General features: G+C 59.1%; 22 protein-coding genes and 1 other RNA gene. 10 read left to right on the plus strand and 13 right to left on the minus strand.

Features of this window, described 5'->3' with window-relative positions; genetic code table 11:
- Positions 1-99: 99 nt before the first annotated feature.
- The 5 genes from ACR0C6_RS00695 to ACR0C6_RS00715 all read right to left on the minus strand — a co-directional run bounded on the left by ACR0C6_RS00695 (position 100) and on the right by ACR0C6_RS00715 (position 5,366).
- Positions 100-1,248: an SPFH domain-containing protein gene (locus ACR0C6_RS00695; RefSeq protein ID WP_480617908.1), complete on the minus strand. Its 1,149-nt coding sequence runs from the start codon at positions 1,246-1,248 to the stop codon at positions 100-102.
- 22 nt (positions 1,249-1,270) lie between these two features.
- A complete protein-coding gene (locus tag ACR0C6_RS00700) occupies positions 1,271-2,191 on the minus strand; it encodes a DUF2927 domain-containing protein (protein WP_480617909.1) in 921 nt (306 codons plus the stop codon).
- Between the two features lie 49 nt (positions 2,192-2,240).
- Complete coding sequence (locus ACR0C6_RS00705) at positions 2,241-3,431, minus strand: toxic anion resistance protein (RefSeq protein WP_480617910.1); 1,191 nt, start codon at positions 3,429-3,431, stop codon at positions 2,241-2,243.
- A 29-nt stretch (positions 3,432-3,460) separates the two neighbouring features.
- Positions 3,461-4,375: a 5-bromo-4-chloroindolyl phosphate hydrolysis family protein gene (locus ACR0C6_RS00710; RefSeq protein ID WP_480617912.1), complete on the minus strand. Its 915-nt coding sequence runs from the start codon at positions 4,373-4,375 to the stop codon at positions 3,461-3,463.
- A gap of 175 nt (positions 4,376-4,550) precedes the next feature.
- Positions 4,551-5,366 carry a pseudouridine synthase gene (locus tag ACR0C6_RS00715; protein ID WP_171167082.1) on the minus strand — a complete coding sequence of 272 codons (816 nt, stop codon included), beginning with the start codon at positions 5,364-5,366 and terminating at the stop codon, positions 4,551-4,553.
- A 62-nt stretch (positions 5,367-5,428) separates the two neighbouring features.
- Between ACR0C6_RS00715 and ACR0C6_RS00720 the strand changes: the two genes are divergently transcribed.
- Positions 5,429-5,893, plus strand: coding sequence for a nucleoside deaminase (locus ACR0C6_RS00720; protein WP_480617914.1), 465 nt, complete (start codon positions 5,429-5,431; stop codon positions 5,891-5,893).
- Between the two features lie 15 nt (positions 5,894-5,908).
- Here ACR0C6_RS00720 and ACR0C6_RS00725 read toward each other — a convergent pair whose 3' ends face one another.
- Complete coding sequence (locus ACR0C6_RS00725) at positions 5,909-6,601, minus strand: metal-dependent hydrolase (protein WP_480445836.1); 693 nt, start codon at positions 6,599-6,601, stop codon at positions 5,909-5,911.
- A gap of 60 nt (positions 6,602-6,661) precedes the next feature.
- Here ACR0C6_RS00725 and ACR0C6_RS00730 point away from each other — a divergent pair, with 60 nt between their 5' ends.
- Positions 6,662-7,333, plus strand: a complete 672-nt coding sequence (locus tag ACR0C6_RS00730) for a ceramidase domain-containing protein (protein WP_480445834.1) — start codon at positions 6,662-6,664, stop codon at positions 7,331-7,333.
- Positions 7,334-7,404: 71 nt separating this feature from the next.
- Here ACR0C6_RS00730 and ACR0C6_RS00735 read toward each other — a convergent pair whose 3' ends face one another.
- Both ACR0C6_RS00735 and ACR0C6_RS00740 read right to left on the minus strand, forming a co-directional pair.
- Positions 7,405-7,968 (minus strand): DUF4202 domain-containing protein, encoded by a 564-nt coding sequence (locus ACR0C6_RS00735; protein WP_171231191.1) that lies wholly within the window; start codon positions 7,966-7,968, stop codon positions 7,405-7,407.
- A 156-nt stretch (positions 7,969-8,124) separates the two neighbouring features.
- Positions 8,125-8,283 (minus strand): hypothetical protein, encoded by a 159-nt coding sequence (locus tag ACR0C6_RS00740; RefSeq protein WP_171167089.1) that lies wholly within the window; start codon positions 8,281-8,283, stop codon positions 8,125-8,127.
- Between the two features lie 228 nt (positions 8,284-8,511).
- Here ACR0C6_RS00740 and gatC point away from each other — a divergent pair, with 228 nt between their 5' ends.
- From gatC to rnpB, 5 genes are all read left to right on the plus strand, one after another.
- A complete protein-coding gene (gatC, locus tag ACR0C6_RS00745; RefSeq protein WP_171092525.1) occupies positions 8,512-8,799 on the plus strand; it encodes an Asp-tRNA(Asn)/Glu-tRNA(Gln) amidotransferase subunit GatC in 288 nt (95 codons plus the stop codon).
- A gap of 3 nt (positions 8,800-8,802) precedes the next feature.
- The gene (gene gatA, locus ACR0C6_RS00750; RefSeq protein ID WP_152458765.1) at positions 8,803-10,290 is read left to right on the plus strand and encodes an Asp-tRNA(Asn)/Glu-tRNA(Gln) amidotransferase subunit GatA; all 1,488 of its coding nucleotides are present in this window, start codon (positions 8,803-8,805) and stop codon (positions 10,288-10,290) included.
- A 38-nt stretch (positions 10,291-10,328) separates the two neighbouring features.
- On the plus strand, positions 10,329-11,027 hold the full coding sequence (locus ACR0C6_RS00755) for a hypothetical protein (RefSeq protein WP_480617916.1): 699 nt from the start codon (positions 10,329-10,331) through the stop codon (positions 11,025-11,027).
- The gene (locus ACR0C6_RS00760; protein WP_480617918.1) at positions 10,984-11,688 is read left to right on the plus strand and encodes an N-acetylmuramoyl-L-alanine amidase; all 705 of its coding nucleotides are present in this window, start codon (positions 10,984-10,986) and stop codon (positions 11,686-11,688) included. The genes ACR0C6_RS00755 and ACR0C6_RS00760 overlap by 44 nt, the downstream gene beginning before the upstream one ends.
- 124 nt (positions 11,689-11,812) lie before the next feature.
- Positions 11,813-12,212: RNase P RNA component class A (gene rnpB / locus ACR0C6_RS00765), an RNA gene on the plus strand.
- A gap of 6 nt (positions 12,213-12,218) precedes the next feature.
- Here the strand turns inward: rnpB and ACR0C6_RS00770 are convergent.
- The 3 genes from ACR0C6_RS00770 to ACR0C6_RS00780 all read right to left on the minus strand — a co-directional run bounded on the left by ACR0C6_RS00770 (position 12,219) and on the right by ACR0C6_RS00780 (position 14,110).
- Positions 12,219-12,551: a GYD domain-containing protein gene (locus ACR0C6_RS00770; RefSeq protein WP_152458759.1), complete on the minus strand. Its 333-nt coding sequence runs from the start codon at positions 12,549-12,551 to the stop codon at positions 12,219-12,221.
- Positions 12,552-12,618: 67 nt separating this feature from the next.
- Entirely contained in the window at positions 12,619-13,461 is an 843-nt protein-coding gene (locus ACR0C6_RS00775) for a DUF2182 domain-containing protein (protein WP_480617919.1), read from the minus strand.
- A gap of 13 nt (positions 13,462-13,474) precedes the next feature.
- Positions 13,475-14,110 carry a DUF1326 domain-containing protein gene (locus ACR0C6_RS00780; protein ID WP_480445829.1) on the minus strand — a complete coding sequence of 212 codons (636 nt, stop codon included), beginning with the start codon at positions 14,108-14,110 and terminating at the stop codon, positions 13,475-13,477.
- Positions 14,111-14,388: 278 nt separating this feature from the next.
- Between ACR0C6_RS00780 and ACR0C6_RS00785 the strand changes: the two genes are divergently transcribed.
- Both ACR0C6_RS00785 and rpmG read left to right on the plus strand, forming a co-directional pair.
- Positions 14,389-15,096 (plus strand): DUF533 domain-containing protein, encoded by a 708-nt coding sequence (locus ACR0C6_RS00785; protein ID WP_480445828.1) that lies wholly within the window; start codon positions 14,389-14,391, stop codon positions 15,094-15,096.
- A 127-nt stretch (positions 15,097-15,223) separates the two neighbouring features.
- A complete protein-coding gene (rpmG, locus tag ACR0C6_RS00790) occupies positions 15,224-15,391 on the plus strand; it encodes a 50S ribosomal protein L33 (RefSeq protein WP_037309480.1) in 168 nt (55 codons plus the stop codon).
- Positions 15,392-15,465: 74 nt separating this feature from the next.
- Here rpmG and ACR0C6_RS00795 read toward each other — a convergent pair whose 3' ends face one another.
- Positions 15,466-15,621: a hypothetical protein gene (locus ACR0C6_RS00795; RefSeq protein ID WP_480617921.1), complete on the minus strand. Its 156-nt coding sequence runs from the start codon at positions 15,619-15,621 to the stop codon at positions 15,466-15,468.
- On the opposite strand from ACR0C6_RS00795, the gene ACR0C6_RS00800 reads away from it, so the two are divergent.
- Entirely contained in the window at positions 15,611-16,105 is a 495-nt protein-coding gene (locus ACR0C6_RS00800) for a hypothetical protein (protein ID WP_480617923.1), read from the plus strand. The two genes, ACR0C6_RS00795 and ACR0C6_RS00800, sit on opposite strands and share 11 nt — an antisense overlap.
- 136 nt (positions 16,106-16,241) lie before the next feature.
- Here ACR0C6_RS00800 and ACR0C6_RS00805 read toward each other — a convergent pair whose 3' ends face one another.
- Positions 16,242-17,021: a Bax inhibitor-1/YccA family protein gene (locus ACR0C6_RS00805; RefSeq protein WP_171114763.1), complete on the minus strand. Its 780-nt coding sequence runs from the start codon at positions 17,019-17,021 to the stop codon at positions 16,242-16,244.
- Positions 17,022-17,053 lie beyond the last annotated feature (32 nt).

Genomic DNA, 17,053 nt, shown 5'->3' on the forward strand with positions numbered 1-17,053 from the left:
TAGGGTGACATAACCGCAGCAAGGGCAGATGAATTGCGGCTGCGGCGCTTTGCGCCCGCCTGTCTTCGAGCGTTTCCGCGATGCGGTCATGCCGATGCCTCACGCCCCGGGCGGCGGAGGCGGCAGGATCGTGAACAGCTGCGCCAGTTCCTGCACCTCACCCGCCTTCTTCCAGCCGTCCTGACCGGGCGTCCACACGTAGGTGTCGCGCGTGATCTCGCCCTCACTGGCCATGCGACCCATCTTGGCCTTCGAGAACGGGCCGCTGGTCTGTCCGTCCACCGCGATATGCCACACATGCTCCACCGGCGGGGGAGGCGGCGGGGCCACATGCGTGGATGGTTGCGGGGCAGCGGGTGCGGGCGCGCCCCACGGGCCTGACGACTGACCCGCTGCCATGTTCGACATCTGGTTCGCCATCGCCATGCCCATTCCCATACCAAGGCCAGCGCCCATGCCGCCGCCACCGCTTGGGTTGCTGGCTGCCGCCGTCATCGCCTCGGCCGCGGAATACTGGGTGAACTTGCCCAAATCCCCCGCCAGCCCCATCGAGGTGCGCTTGTCCAGCGCCGCCTCGACCGCCGGCGGCAGTGAGATGTTTTCGATGTAGAATTCCGGCATTTCCAGCCCATAACCGTCGAGCACGGGCGAGACCTCGGCCGCGATCAGCTTGCCCAGATCGGCGGTGTTTGCAGCCATGTCCAGAACCGGGATGCCCGAGCCCGCGATCACCCGGCTGAATTCCTGCACGATGATGTTGCGGATTTGAAAGCTGATCTCGTCCATCGTGAATTCACCGTCGGTGCCCACGATCTCGACCAGAAATTTGGCCGGGTCCTTCACCCGGATCGTGTAGGTGCCATAGGCGCGGATCCGGGTCGGGCCGAATTCGGGATCGCGCAGCATGATCGGGTTCTTGGTGCCCCATTTCAGATCGTTGAACCGGGTCGTGTTGACGAAATAGATCTCGGACTTGAACGGCGACTGGAACCCGTGATCCCAATGTTGCAGCGTCGTCATGATCGGCATGTTGTTGGTTTCAAGCATGTAGAGGCCCGGCGTGAACACGTCGGCCAGCTGGCCTTCGTGCACGAATACGGCCGCCTGGCCCTCGCGCACGGTCAGCTTGGCGCCATACTTGATCTCGTGGCCCTCACGTTCGAACCGCCAGACCATCGTGTCACGGGTGTCGTCCACCCAATGAATGACATCAATGAATTCTCCGGTCAGAAAATCGAATATTCCCATTTGGGTTCTCCTGTCCTTGGGGTCAGAGCGACTGCCCCATCAATTCATGTGCGATAATTCGTACAATGGGTCGCGCTTCATCAACGTCTACGCCGGGCTGCAACCGTGGGTCGTACAACATCGTCAGCAGCTTTTCGTCGTGACTGGTCAGCAGGGCAAATTCGTCATCATCGTTGAAAATCGAAGGTCGCGCTGCCGGGCTGTCATTAGATAAACCAAGACCCTGAGCAATTTCTTCGTGAATGCAGCTTTGGCGGCCCAGATCCGTCAATTCCGCCCGAATGAGGGACACGGCACGTACGTATCTGTGTGGTGATGAAGTCGTCGCCGATGCAAACACCAGACAGTCGAAATTAGCACGTGGATTGGCCACCAGATTCAGCGAGTCCTGACTGATATTCGGGATCAGCTGCTTCAGGCGGGACACGACATAGGCGCTGTCATCCTTGCCTGCAAAAAAGACATGGAAATTGGCGTTGCGGGAGACAACGGAAACCGGATGATCGGTCAATCTGGCCAGTCGGGTTGCAAAGGACCGCACCTGATCTGCATCTTTCTGCCGTGCAGAGGGAAGCACGGAGGGCCCGAACTCGGTCTGTATGCGGACAGAGCCGGACCATCGGCTGAGTTGCCCATCCGTCTGACGCGAGCCAACCGCGACGCTTTGCGTCGGATATTCGCTGTAGAACGCAATCGCTTCGAAATTCCGCGCCAAATCGTCGGCATCATAGGGGGTGTCCGGGCCACCCCCATCGGTGCGCAACAGCCCCCGCACCAGCAAATCCCGTTCAACCCGCTGATAAAAACGCGCCAGATCCTGACTTGCGGCCGACGGCGGCACATAGGCATTGGCTGCCGCGGGGGCGGGTGTCGGGCGAGGTTGCGGAACAACGGATGACGTCAGCGTCTCGTCGCAATTGGCCAGAGCCAAAAGCGACACCATCCCCAAGGTCCCTTTCAAGTAAACGAAGGCCCGCACGCCGATCCCGCCCTTAGCCGGGAACCGCCGTACCGGCAGTGTCGCCGGTTCCGTCGCGGCGCGCTTTGGCGGCCGCCAAAGTGTCGCGCAGTTCCTTTTCCATCTTCTGCAACTCAGCTTCGGCTGCGGCGCGTTTGGCCTTGCCTTCGTCCGCAATGGCAAGGCTTTCGTTGATGGTGCCAATCAGGTCGGCATTGGCCTGCTTGACCGCTTCGATGTCGAACACGCCACGCTCCATCTCTTGGCGGATCATCTTGTTCGATTCGCGCAGGTTGGCTGCATTCGAAGTCAAAAGCTCGTTCGTCAGATCGTTGGCATCCCGCACCGCAGCGGCGGCTTCGGCACTGCGTTGTATCGTAACCGCCTGGGCCAACTGCGTTTCCCACAGCGGTACCGTGTTCACCAGTGTCGAGTTGATCTTGGTGACCAGCGATTTGTCGTTTTCCTGAACCAAACGGATCGATGGCAGGGACTGCATCGTGACCTGTCGTGTCAATTTCAGGTCATGAACCCGGCGTTCAAGGTCGTCACGCGCCGCGCGCATGTCACGCAGCTCCTGTGCCTTCATCACTTGCTGATCTTCCGGAGCGGCCTGAACTTCGGCTTCCTTTTCAGGGATGTCGTGGCTGTCCAGCTCGGTCAGCTTCTCTTCGCCCGCAGCGATGTACAGCGCCAGTTCGTCATAAAAGCCCAAGGTCTTCTCATAAAGCAGATCCAGAGATTTGATATCCTTGAGCAGCGTATGCTCATGCCCCAGAAGATCGTCGGTAATGCGATCGATCTGGCCTTGAACCTCTTCGTATTGCGCTGTGAATTTTGCAAACGGTGCAGCCCTGCCCAACAGTTTCTCCCACCAGCTGCGCTCGCGCCGCACGTCAAGTTCACTGACCGAGAAACCGCGGATTGTGGTCACGATATTGCGCAGGCTGTCTCCGGCCGGGCCGACATCCTTGTTGCGCACATCCGCAAGCATGGCCTGGCTGATTTCCTGCAGCTCGGCCTGAGCGGACGAGCCAAACGCGACAATCGAATTGGTGTTGTCCATGTCGATTTCATTCATCCGCTTGCGAATTTCGGCGCTGACGGGTTCGTCGGCTTCCTCCAACGACACGACTTCGGCTTGCGGTTCGGGTAGGGCAACTGCGGTGACTTCCTGTACCAGAGTCTCGGCCTGAACTGCCTTGTTCTTGATCTCATCGGACATGGGTATGTTCCTCGCTCAAATATGGCCGGTCAGTCCAGCCGGACGCCTTCGCGCTGCAATCTTTCACGCAACACGTCGATTTCGACCGTCAGATCACTGCGGTCATCCAATAGCATTTTCCGCGTACGCGCGGCAAAATTCTGTTCCAGATCGTCCAGAAGGGCGGAATAGCCGGCCAGTGCCTGCGCGTCGCGGGTGCGCGCATAGACATCAGCAAATTTGACAGTCGCATCACGCGCGCCCTGTAGATACACAGTCAGATATTTTCTGGCACCGGCCAGATCGCGGGGGTCTTCCTCGACCGTGCGGAACAGGTCACGTGCGGTGTCCTGAAATCGCTCGACCCGGGCTTCGATACGTCGATCGCCAGCGCGTTTTATGGCATCCGTCATTTCCGACAAGTGTTTCTCGGCATCATCGACCACGCGCGCCACGCGGTCTTGCTGAAAGGTGTCGACTCCCTCCATGCCCTTGTTCTTCATCGGATCAAGCCCGAATGAGACAGAATGCAGAACGGTCGCTGCAACACCAAACAGCACGGGGGCCAACAGACTAACCTGCGCTGCCGCTTCAGCGTCCAGAAACTCGGACCTGTAAGACGCAAGGCCAGCACCAAGGCCGGTGAGAACACTGGCAAATATCTTCCGCGGAAAAGCAGGGCGTCGGGCGGTTTTGCGGGCATTGTACGCGGCCTCAGCTCTCAGACCTTCTCGCAGCAAGAATGCGGCCGCCGTCAGAAAACCAGCGGCGACCAGCCCCAGTGTCATACCAATCGCGCCGTCGTTCAGGGACAGAAACACCAAAGGAATGGCGGGTAGAAACAGAATATTCGCACGTGCGCCAGCGGGCTCGACCCGTGCGCCGTCAAACTGACCCCTCGGCAGTGGGGCGTTTTCCGATTCATCTCCCTGTGGGCTGTATTTGCCGCCGAACCGCTTTGCCATGGCTTAAAGACCTCCGAGCAAACCAGTGCAGACGCCAAACAACAGCACCAACAGCACAGCGTAGGCCAGTTTTTGCACTCCGCTTCCGGACATCACGCCCCCCAAATAGCAGCTTTCACTGAAAATTTAGGGTATGCGCGGGCTTAGCGCTAGGGGGAAGGTTGCCGAACCCACATCACTTACGGGGATTCTTGCCGATCTGAGGTCGTTTTCTTTTGGGCCGCGACGGGCGTTTGGGCGGGTTGCCGGGTTTGTCTTCGGCGTCCAGCCCCAGCTGGTCCCGCATGACCCGGCGACGGACTTCTTCGACCTCGCCCTGTTTCAACGTCCCAAGCTGGAAGGGGCCGTAGGACACGCGCAACAGACGATTCACGGTAAAACCAATATCTTCCATCGCGCGGCGGATTTCGCGGTTCTTGCCTTCGCGCAAACCGATCGTCAGCCAGGCATTTGCGCCCTGCTGGCGATCCAATGAGACGGTCATTGGCTGGAACCGTTCTCCCTCGATTACCAGCCCCTTGCGCAGCGGTTCGAAATCTTCGTCCTTCGGGCGACCGTTCACCCGTACGCGGTACTTCCGCAACCAGCCGGTCGAGGGCAGTTCCAGCTTGCGCTTGATGCCGCCATCGTTGGTCAACAGCAGCAATCCTTCGGAATTCAGATCCAACCGACCGACGCTCATTACCCGTGGCATGTCGTCGGGCAGCTTGTCGAATATGGTCTCTCGTCCTTTTTCGTCGCGGGTTGTCGTCACCAACCCGGCGGGCTTGTGATACAGCCACAGACGCGATGGTTCCGGTTCCGAGACCGGCCTGCCGTCGACTGCGATCTTGTCTTTCGCGGTCACGTTCAGGGCGGGGCTGTCGATGGTCTTGCCATTCACTGCCACGCGGCCCGCTTCTATCATGCGTTCAGCCTCGCGCCGGGATGCTACGCCGGCGCGGGCCAGGACTTTGGCGATCCGATCGCCGGGGGGTGGGGTCTTGTTCATGTCAGGGCCATACCGCATCCCGGGCGCTTGCGAAAGGCGGGTTTCTGCGGCAGTCAGGGGGCATGGTGTTCAAATCGCATATGCAACAGGCCCTGGCCGAGGCGCGCGCAGCCGCTGACCGCGGCGAGGTGCCCGTGGGGGCCGTTGTCGTCGGACCGGACGGAACGGTCGTGGCCGCGGCCGGGAACCGGACGCGCGAGTTGAATGACCCCACGGCCCATGCGGAAATCATGGCCTTGCGTGCAGCCTGTGCGCAGGCGGGCTCTGAACGGCTGCCGGATCACGATCTCTACGTCACGTTGGAGCCTTGCGCGATGTGCGCCGCGGCCTTGGCGGCCGCGCGCATCCGGCGGATCTATTACGGTGCGGCAGACCCCAAATCCGGGGGCGTGGCGCATGGCGCGCGCGTGTTTTCGCATGCACAGGCGCATCACGTGCCCGAAGTCTATGACGGGATTGCAGGCGAAGAGGCTGCCGCGCTTTTGAAGGCCTTCTTCGAAGCGCGCCGCCAGGACAAGCCGTGCTGACGCGCTGCGCTGTCGTCAGACGGCGATGGCTTTCATAACCTCAGGTTCGATCACGTCGACCCCGGGCAACCCGTCGATCAATGCCTGTGCGGATTGTTCCAGAATGGGGAACGTCTTGTAGTGACATGGGATGACCGTCTTGAAGTCAAAGTACCGTTTCGCGGCATAGGCGGCGGCTTTCATATCCATGGTGAAATGCCCGCCGGCCGAAAGGATGCCGATATCGGGCTTGTAGTAATCCCCCATCCAATCCATGTCCGCCATGATGTCGGTATCGCCCGAAACATAGAGCATACGCCCCTCGGCCGCGATCATGAAGCCGACCTCACTGCCGCCGGTGCGCAGACCATCCGGTGTTGAAAAAGTTGAGCTGTGAGAGGCCGGAACCATTGTCACCTTGACGCCGTTCAGGTCGACGGTGCCGCCTTTGTTGAAACCGATGGTCTCGATTCCTTCCGCTTCGCTCCAGTATCCCATCAGGTCATACTGTCCGACAACGGGGATTTTCAGGTGTTTGGCCAGCGGCAGAATATCAACCACGTGGTCGAAATGCGTGTGGGTCAGAAGGATATGACTCGCACCATCCAGCGCTGCATCATGCTGATTTTCTGGCAAGACCGGGTTGCCGGTCAGCCACGGGTCGATCAACAGAACCTGCCCCTGAGTTTCAATGCGAAAACTGCCATGGCCCAGCCAGATAATGTTCATTCCGGTTTTCCTCCCATAAGGTCTCTTGGCAGCAGCCTAGCATCGGCTATGTAAAATTCCATGGACTGGATTCGAGAAATTGATGGCTATTGCGAACGCGTGTCGGCGGACTATTGGGCCGAGCCGATCAATGCGATCACGAACGCTGCTTTTCTGATTGCCGCATGGATCATGTGGCGGCGCGTGCGCGATCAGGACATGCCGCTGGCCAAGGGTCTGGTCGTGATTTTGGCCATGATCGGGGTCGGAAGCTATCTGTTTCACACCCATGCCCGGGTTTGGGCTGCTTTGGCGGATGTGGCGCCGATCCTGCTGTTCATATTGGTCTATATATTTGCGGTGAACCGCGACATCTGTCGCATGTCGTCCGGAATGGCGATCTGCGGTACGATTCTGTTTCTTCCCTATGCGGCGGCCGTTGCGCCCCTGTTCCAGCTTGTGCCGGGGCTTGGTGGGTCGGCGGCTTATGCGCCGGTCCCTTTGTTGATCCTGATCTACGCGTTCCTGCTGCGGGGCAATGATCCGAACTTGGCCAGAGGGATGACGCTCGGGGCCCTGATCCTGATTCTATCGATCACGTTCCGTGCGCTGGATTTGCCTATTTGCGGACAATGGCCAATGGGGACGCATTTCATGTGGCACATCCTGAATGCCATAATGCTGGGATGGATGATCGAGGTGTATCGCGCAGCTCTTGTCAGGGGCCGTTTCTGCAAAGGCCCGGCGTCTTGAGGCGCGGGAGGATCGCTTGTGTCCTCCGAGCCTCGTGACAAGGAGGTCAACGAAACCGCCGTGGTCCGATTCTAGTTCTGAAAGGCTGCGGCCAGATGGTCGGGCAGATCAAATTCGTTCAACACCCGAGCGCGGCCTTCGGGCGACATCTTGCGGGCGGTTTTTTCAACGATGCTCTGGATTTTCTCGGCCGAGTGTTTTGCGGCAAAGGGCTGGAAATACCATTTCAGAAACACAAAGCAGATCACGTCTTCCAACGCCTGCACTTCCGCGTCCCGCTTGATGCCCTGTTTGCGCAACATGCGCCCTGCGGCCTCGACCTGTTCTGAATCGTAACCTTCGCGGGTCATCAACCCCATGACCACGTCGGCATGGTGTTCGCCCTGCGCCTTGCGCCATGACAGATATCCAACCCGGCCTTCGGGATATTCACTGCGGGCAAGTTTCCAACGTTCCACATGCTGCCCGCGCGCGGCGATTTGAAGGGCGTCAGAAGCGTCCGGAAACAGGCGGCCCAGCTCGGCACTCATGCGTTCGCCATACAACAGCGCCGCGGGGCGGCCCTCGTCTTGGTTGGGGTCATTTGCATTGGCTGCGTCGATTGCGTCCAGAACCGCTTGTTTTTGCGCGCTCATCATCTGCTCCACTGGCTTGCCTGAACTACGAAACCTTGGCGCAGTTCTGTTCTGTATTCGACGTCATGCTAGCGGCTTACTCTGGGATGTGCATCCTCGAAAATGCAAAACAGCCGGGTCAGAGAGGGGATATCTGACCCGGCTTGGACCTGCGCGTTACTTGGCAGGTTTGACCTGATCCTGCGTGACCGGTTCCGTGATAGGGGACGGGAAGGTCAACGTGCGTGTCAGGTTGCTTGTGTCGATACCCAAAGCCATGGCCGGTGCGGCCAAAATCGTGGCGGACAAGACTGCGGCTGTAATCAGGGGTTTCATGTTTTTTCTCCGGTTTGCGTTATGTCGCATAAATAAAATGAACAGTACAGTTTAGTTTTCAAGATCGATAATGAACTACTCGGTTTACTTTTTTGCATACCAGTCATTCAGTTTTGAATAGCCTCAGAAAAGGGGGGAGTTCCAAACTCGGACCTGCCCAAGGCAGCCCGGTCTTGCGACTGCCGCTACAGACGGGTAAACGCCCCCTAACATAGATGAGGGAAGCCGATGTCGATTGACCAAAGCACCGCCGCCAAAGTGGCCAAACTGGCCCGGATCAAGGTCGAGGATGACGCGCTGCCGGCGCTGGCATCCGAGTTCAACACCATCCTTGGGTTCATCGAACAGCTGAACGAAGTGGATGTGGAAGGTGTCGAGCCGATGGTTTCGGTCACACCCATGCGCCTCAAGCGTCGTCAGGACGAAGTCACCGATGGCAATCAGCAGGACAAGGTTCTGGCCAACGCCCCCGACGCCCGCGAAGGGTTCTTCGCAGTCCCCAAAGTGGTGGAGTAAGACATGAGCGATCTGAACAAAATGGGCCTGGCCGAGGCCCGCGACGCGTTGCGAGCCGGCGACGTCACGTCGGTTGAGCTGACGGAAGCCTGCTTGAAAGCCATTGATGAAGCAGATGCGCTGAACGCATTCGTCCACAAGACGCCCGAGATCGCGATGGAGCGCGCCAAGGCTGCGGATGAACGGATCAAGGGCGGGGACGCACCGTCAATGTGTGGCCTGCCGATCGGCATCAAGGACCTGTTCTGCACCAAGGGCGTGCCTTCACAAGCCGCGTCGGGCATTCTTGAAGGCTTCAAGCCGGAATACGAATCCACCGTCTCTCAGCAACTGGCTGACGCAGGCGCAGTCATGCTGGGCAAGCTGAACATGGACGAATTCGCCATGGGTTCGTCCAACGAAACATCGGTCTATGGCAACGCGGTCAGCCCGTGGCGTCGTGGCAACGATGATGCGCAGCTGACGCCGGGCGGTTCGTCGGGCGGATCTGCGGCCGCCGTTGCTGCCGATCTGTGCCTTGCAGCAACGGGTACCGATACCGGCGGTTCCATCCGGCAGCCCGCGGCTTTTGTCGGGATCACCGGCATCAAGCCGACCTATGGTCGTTGCTCGCGCTGGGGCATTGTGGCGTTTGCGTCCTCGCTGGATCAGGCCGGTCCGATGACCAAGAATGTCCGCGACGCCGCGATCATGCTGGAAACCATGTGCGGCCATGACGCCAAGGATTCGACCAGTGCGGATCTGGCCGTTCCGAATTTCGAAGCGATGCTGACTGGCGACATCAAGGGCAAGAAGATCGGTATCCCCAAGGAATACCGCATGGACGGCATGCCCGCCGAGATCGAAAAGCTCTGGGCCGATGGTGCCGCGATGCTGAAGGATGCGGGGGCCGAGATCGTCGATATCTCGCTGCCGCACACCAAATATGCGCTGCCGGCCTACTATGTGATCGCCCCGGCCGAGGCGTCTTCGAACCTCGCCCGCTATGACGGTGTCCGCTATGGGCATCGTGCACAGCTGGCGCAGGGGGATGGCATCACCGAGATGTACGAAAAGACCCGCGCCGAGGGCTTTGGCCACGAAGTGCAGCGCCGGGTCATGGTCGGCACCTATGTTCTGTCGGCTGGATTCTACGACGCCTATTACAATCGTGCCCGCAAGGTGCGCACGTTGATCAAGAAAGACTTCGAAGACGTGTTCGCGGCCGGTGTCGACGCCATCCTGACCCCGGCAACCCCATCGGCGGCCTTCGGTCTGGGCGAAATGACCGAAGCAGATCCTGTTCAAATGTATTTGAACGATGTGTTTACCGTGACCGTGAACCTGGCCGGACTGCCCGGTATCTCGGTCCCCGCAGGGCTGGACACACAAGGTCTTCCGCTGGGATTGCAGCTGATCGGGCGTCCTTGGGAAGAAGGCGACCTGCTCAATACCGCCTATGCGCTGGAAAACGCGGCCGGTTTTGTGGCCAAGCCCGGGAAATGGTGGTAAGCCTCGGGCAACTGAAGCACTAGACACGGAGCCAAACAATGCGCGTTTTGCTTTTGGTCCCCGCTCTTGCACTGGCAGCTGCGTGCACGGATGTCGCGCCGCTGACCAGCACGGGTTTCAACACGCCTGAATACCAGGCCCAGCGCGAGGCTCAATTGGCAGGTCAGGGCGTGGCCGGCAACCCTCTGCTGGCCCCGGTCGACGTTTCACAACAACCGCTGGGCGCCCCGGCTACGGCGGCTGTTGCCACGGGTGAAAACGCGGACATCGCCAACCAGGCCGCGGCGGCATTGGCCAGCACGTCTGGCCAAAACCCAGCCGCGGCGGTTCCCGTGGCGAACACTGGCGCGATTTCGGATGAACAGGATTTTGCCGCCGTGTCCGAGCGCCGCAGCATCGAATCCGACGCCGCCCGGATCGAGCAGAACCGCCAGACGTATGAACTCGTGGCCCCGACGGCAGTGCCCGAGCGCACGGCGAGCGGCCAGACAAACATTGTGCAATACGCGCTGAGCACGTCCAATCCGGTAGGTGTGCAACTTTACAGCCGGTCCGGTTTCAACCTTCAGGCCAAGGCTCAGAGGAACTGCGCGCAATTCCCATCCCCTGATCAGGCTCAGATCGAGTTTCTGTCCAATGGCGGCCCCCAGCGCGACCGCAAAGGTCTGGACCCGGATGGGGATGGCTATGCGTGTGGCTGGGACCCGAGCCCGTTCCGCAGTGCCGTCAGCAACTGACCCCCTGAACCCGATCTGGCATCCGTCACCCAATTTTGGTGAGCGCCGAGATGGTCTGACACCATCCTTGATCGTGATCCATTACACGGCGATGGACAGCGCTCAGACGGCTTTGGATCGTCTGTGCGACCCAAAGGCCGAGGTCTCGGCCCATTACCTGATCGGCAATGATGGCACGCTGTGGCAGATGGTGCGCGAAGAAGACCGGGCTTGGCACGCGGGTGCCGGAGAATGGCACGGTCAGACCGACATCAACTCGCGTTCCATAGGCATCGAGCTGGACAACGCTGGCAAGCATCCGTTCCCTGAACCCCAGATGCACCGGCTGGAACAGCTGTTGCGCCAGATAATGCACCGTTGGGCCATCTTGCCAAACGGTGTCATCGGCCATTCGGACATGGCGCCCGGGCGCAAATTTGACCCCGGTCCGCGATTTGACTGGTTGCGGCTCGAGCGCAACTTGCTGGCCGCGCCCCGTGGATATGCCGCTGGTCCGCAAACTGCATCAAAGGGCCAGTTCCGAAGCCTGGCTCGGGCCGCCGGTTTCAGCGCTAATGCGGACGATGATACACTGTTGCATTCCGTCCGCCTTCGATACCGCCCATGGGGCAGGGGGCCTTTGCAGCAAGCCGACCTTGCACCGCTGATCCCGCACTCCTGATCCGCCCTTCATCTGGCTGAAAATATCCCGGGGTTGAATTGGCCGCAGGCCAAGAAGGGGCTGGCCCCTTCTCTGAACCATCCACCCTTGACGCCGCCGACCGCAGAGCCTACCCAACCCACGCGCGGAGGGCCGGATGGCCGCTGGGGTCGCAAGGCCCGAGAGGAAAGTCCGGACTCCACAAGACAACGGTGCCGGGTAACGCCCGGGCGGGGCAACCCGACGGAAAGCGCCACAGAAATCAGACCGCCCGGAACCTTGGTTCAGGGTAAGGGTGAAACGGTGGGGTAAGAGCCCACCGCGCCCCTGGCAACAGGGGCGGCACGGCAAGCCCCACCGGGAGCAATGCCAAATAGGGTCCCCGCGCGGGCCGGTCGGCGCAAGCCGATACCGCCGCTAGGCACGTCTTGGCCGAGAGGGACCGGGTTGGCAGCTTGAGCCGCGCAGCAATGCACGGCCTAGAGGAATGGTCATCGAAGGGGGCGACCCCGGAACAAGATCCGGCTTACAGGCCCTCCGCGCGTATCCGCCTATCCTCCGGGAGGTGTGTAGGAACCGGTCAGCGCCGCCGCTTTCTCGGTTATCGACGTGAACTCGTCCGCGGTCCAGGCGCGAACGGTTTCGATGTTCGTCACTGCACCCGACGCGGCGACAGCCATGCCAACGGCCACGGCGTCTGTCCCATCTGGGGCTTCGCTGATCACAACCACGTCGTTGCTGCCGGTCGTCATGTAAAAGGACAGCAGCCTGCCGCCTACTTTTTCCAGCAGAGCCTTCACCGGACCGGTACGGTTCTCGGGCTTTTGCAACATGCCTTTGACACCGGCTTGTGAGTAAGATGCGTAAGTAATGAAAATGGGCATTGATACCTCCTGTTGCGTCAAATCGTTTTTGGGTCTTCAAGTCAGCCGACCCCGGGGCCGTTCAAAATCAGTGGCCGGAAAACAACGGCGCCGTGATGAACCAAAGGCCAGCGCCAATCAGCGCAAAACCTGTTACCGGCACAAGCCACCGGGCCCCGGGCAAAAGTTTTTCCAGCGCGACATAGGCGGCAATTCCAACAATCCAGTAGAGGTTCATGATCCCTCCGACGAAAAGCAGCAGCATCAGTGCCCAGCAGCACCCCAGACAATACGTGCCGTGCAGGATACCGGTGCGGAATGCACCGAATGTTCCGGGCCGGTTGTGATTGGCCAGGAAACGTGCGGGGCTCTGACAGTGGCGCAGGCATGCGTTTTTCAAAGCTGAAAACTGATAGGCGCCAGCCGCCAGCAGAACGCTTCCTGCGAAGACACCCGAACTGATTGTCATCATCGGTCCGTCGGACAACCCGATTTGTTCCAACCCCCATTGCAATGCGGTTGCAATCAGGCTGAACGCCCCCCAGGCCACCAGATAGCCGGATAAAAACCACAGGCTGAACGCAACCGTCCGATGCGTTTCAGGCCCTGTCCGCTTGACCGCGATAAACAGAAGAACGGCAGGCGCAGCGCTTGGAGTCATCATGGCGATCATCATGATCCACCACATCAGAAAGATCAGCAAGGCATAGCTTGCGCTCCACGCTGCTGCCGGGCCCATTTGCATGGGGTCGCCGACCGGGCCGGCCATCCGGGTCATCTCGACCGCGGACATGTTCATCCCGACGCCGGCTATCGTGTACCAGGTTGCACCGAGGATGATCAGAAGGACACTTCCCAGAACAATCGCGCTGTCCTGTCTCAGCAACCACTCAACCGTCCCGCCCTGGGGCGATGCGTTCTGTTTGGTCATGGGTGTTCTCTGCTTATGCGCCCAAGACGCCATGGCCCGAGATGTTCAGATGCGCCAGATGAGCATGGGTTGCGTCAAAGGTCAGCTGGATCTGACCACCCGTCGTAGTCGCACTGCCTGATGCCGCTTCGGCATGGCGGTATTCAAAGCCGTTTGGCAACTGTATCGACGCGCGGTGAGGCGCGCCCGATACGATATGAGGGATCGGATTGACCTCAACATCAAAAACTCCGGCAACTTTGGCGTATCCGCTGCGTTCTTCGCGGTTCCAGTCCAGTTCAATCGGAACAAACAGAGTTTCATGTTTCAAAGGCGCCATGGCGCTGAAGACATACCAGAACGTGGCCATTTCATCCGTATCCTGACCGGTCATGATCGCTTGCAACGCGGCACGCTGTTCAGCTGTTGCACTTTCATCAATGATCAGCTGCATCTGACCGTTGCCCTCATGAATTGGTCCCGGCCAATGATAGACCCCTGCCGCCCGAAGACCGCCCAGATCAGTGTCACCGTAGTGACCGCTTTGAATGTCAAAGACCACAACCGCCTCGCAATTGCCGTGTGACGGCAGTACGCTGAACTGACACGGGCAACCGAAGTTGCAATTGCAATTGGCCAGTTCTTCGGCCTGAATAGCCCATTCTGTCATGATAGCCCCCCAAGAAAAGTCGCATAAAACAGCTCTGCTCGTTGCAGGTTGACCCCATTCACGCTGCCTCGGCCTTCGAGCCTGAATTCGGCTTCTTGGATGGGCGAACCTATCACGAATCCGTGATATGTACAAACAAGACCGCAAATTAAATGCCTTCTTTGGGCTTTATCATGTGCCGGGCTATGGGCCGGTCGCGTTCAGGTTGAGCACGGTATTCGGGATTGCATTCGGCTGTTAGACTTTCGGAACCAATTTGAAGATATGGGAGGTTGATTATGAGCTTTATGAAAACACTGGCGTCCGTGGCCATTGGTTTTGCTGCGGCCAAGGGCATGGAAAAATATCAGAAGATGGGCGGCATGGCTGGGCTGCAAGACATGATGCAAGGCGCCGGCGGTGGTTTTGGCGCGGATCAGCTGGGCAAAATGGCAGAACAATTTGGCCTGCCCGGTGGCGCGTCAGGCTTGCAGGACATGATGAGCAAGATGGGGGTTGGCGGCAGCACAGCCGGAGCCGCTGGTTTGGGTGGGTTGTTGAACGCCATGCAAGGGGCCGCCAAAACTGCCAATCAACACACAGGTGACATGATGGAAACCGTGTTCGGCGGCACGCCCGCGGGTGCAGCGATGGAAGAGCAGGCAAAACTCATGCTGCGCGCAATGATTCAGGCTGCCAAGGCAGATGGCGAACTGGACGAACAGGAAAAAGAAATCATCCTGGGTGAATTGGGCGATGATGTCAGCGAGGAAGAGCGCGCGTTCGTGCAAGAGCAGCTGAACGCACCGATTGACGTCATGGGGTTGGCGGCTGATTCTGGTGCGCCGCTCAAGACGCAGATCTATGCAACTTCCCTGGCTGCGATCCGTCTGGACAACGCGCGCGAGGCATCTTACCTGCGGCAATTGTCCACCGCTCTGGGTCTTTCCGACGCGGATAGAGACCAGATTCACACGTATATGGGCGCGCCAACCCTGCCTAGTTGAACCTGCACGAGATTCCTGTGCCTGTATCATCCGATTGGCCTTGACATAGGCGGTGCAGCGCGTAAAAGCGCACGCTCATAGGAATTCAACCGAAAGGCCCCTGCCTTTTCGGACGCAGGAGATAACCATGGCGAAGCCGACGACAATCAAGATCCGTCTGAACTCGACCGCGGGCACGGGCCACTTCTATGTGACCAAGAAGAACGCGCGCACCATGACTGAGAAAATGACCATTCGTAAATACGACCCGGTCGTTCGCAAGCATGTCGAGTACAAGGAAGGCAAGATCAAGTAATCTGCCATTCCATTTGGAATTCCGAAAAAGGGCTCTGTTGTACAGAGCCCTTTTTCAGTTCCGGTTTCCTGATTTCAGCGGATGGCAAGCTGCGGCAGTCCGTTGCAGTGGCGCATCAGCATTTGGGACAATCGCATCCCCTGCGGCTTGCTTTTTGTGGGAACCTGCAAGTACGCTTCAGCAAACCGCCACAAAATGTTGACCGCCATGAAAAAAATCTTGTTATCCACAATTGCCGTTCTGACCCTAGCGGCCTGTGAAGACCCGTTTAACCGCGAAGGTGTCGGGTTTACTGGAATCGATGGCGAACCGCGCACGATTTCGGACGTACCCGGTGCCGTCGCCTTTCTGCCGGACGCGACCAACGTTCCGGCAGAGTTGGCGGAACTGCGGACAGTCACGCTTTTGAGTGATGAGGTTGAGCCGTCCAAGGTGGCTTCGGTTGCAATAGACAATGGCGGGCAGACGCCAAACACGGCTGTTCAACTGCAAGGAAGCGACACAAACTTGTTCCTCAGCACTGTCAGTGTCAACGGCACCTTGTTTGGTGTGCTGCGCACGAGTTCGAACAGTGTGAAGGTCGACAATTCGATCGGTGTAGGCTTTGCGGAAGAAACAGAGCGTTTTACCGGCTGTCTGCCAGCTGGCGGTGTATTCCGCAAAGGAACCTCCGAGAAAAGTTCCGGCTTTGCCATCCCGCTGAACTGTAGCTGAACCCGATTACGTTCCAGTATCTCAAAGCCCCGCCTCGACGGCGGGGTTTTTCATTTCCGGGCAAAAGAAATCCGTCGCGCAAAAGAAAAGGGCCGGTCGTGGACCGGCCCTGAACCAATTCGGTTGTCGGCAAGGCCTATTCTTGCTGACCCATGAACATCAGCAGGAACTGGAACATGTTCAGGAACGAGATATACAGGCTCAGCGCGCCGTCGAAGGCGGCTTTGTCCAGCCATTCCTGATCGCCATGTGCAGCGTGGGCGACGTAAGTGTTCTTGATGTCCTGCGTATAGAACGCGGTCAGACCGGCAAAGATCAGGATGCCGATGGCCGAGATGGCCAGCATCATCACGCCGGATTGCAGGAACAGGTTGATGATCATCGCAACCAGCAGACCGATCACACCCATCATCAGGAAAGTGCCCATTCCGCTGAGGTTCCGCTTTGTGGTGTAGCCATACAGGCTGAGGCCAGCAAAGGCGATCGACGTCACCAGGAAGGTCTGGGTAATCGAGTAGGGCGTGAAGACCAGAAAGATCGAGCTCATCGAGATGCCCATCACGGCGGCAAAGACGAAGAAGCCAAGCTGAACTGTCGCGGCTGAGCCACGGCGCATCAGGGCACCCCATCCAAACAAGATGAAGGCCAGCGGAGCGAACATTACCACCCATTTCAGCGGCGACAGGAACAGCGCGCCGCCCAAGCTCGTCAGATAGCGGTCAGCGCCGATCTGAGCAACCGCGTTGCTTGGATCGCTGGTTACTGCCAGACCGGCAATAGCCCATGCCGCCAGTGCCGTGATCAGCATGCCGACGGACATGGTGCCGTAGACTTTGTTCATGTGGGCGCGCAGGCCCTGATCAATCTCGGCGGCGCGCGCGCCGGATGCCGTCCGGATCGTGTCGAATTGTGCCATCAAAGGGTCTCCCTAGTCGTCAAGTTAGAGCG

The sequence above is a fragment of the Ruegeria sp. AL12 genome (assembly GCF_056540885.1).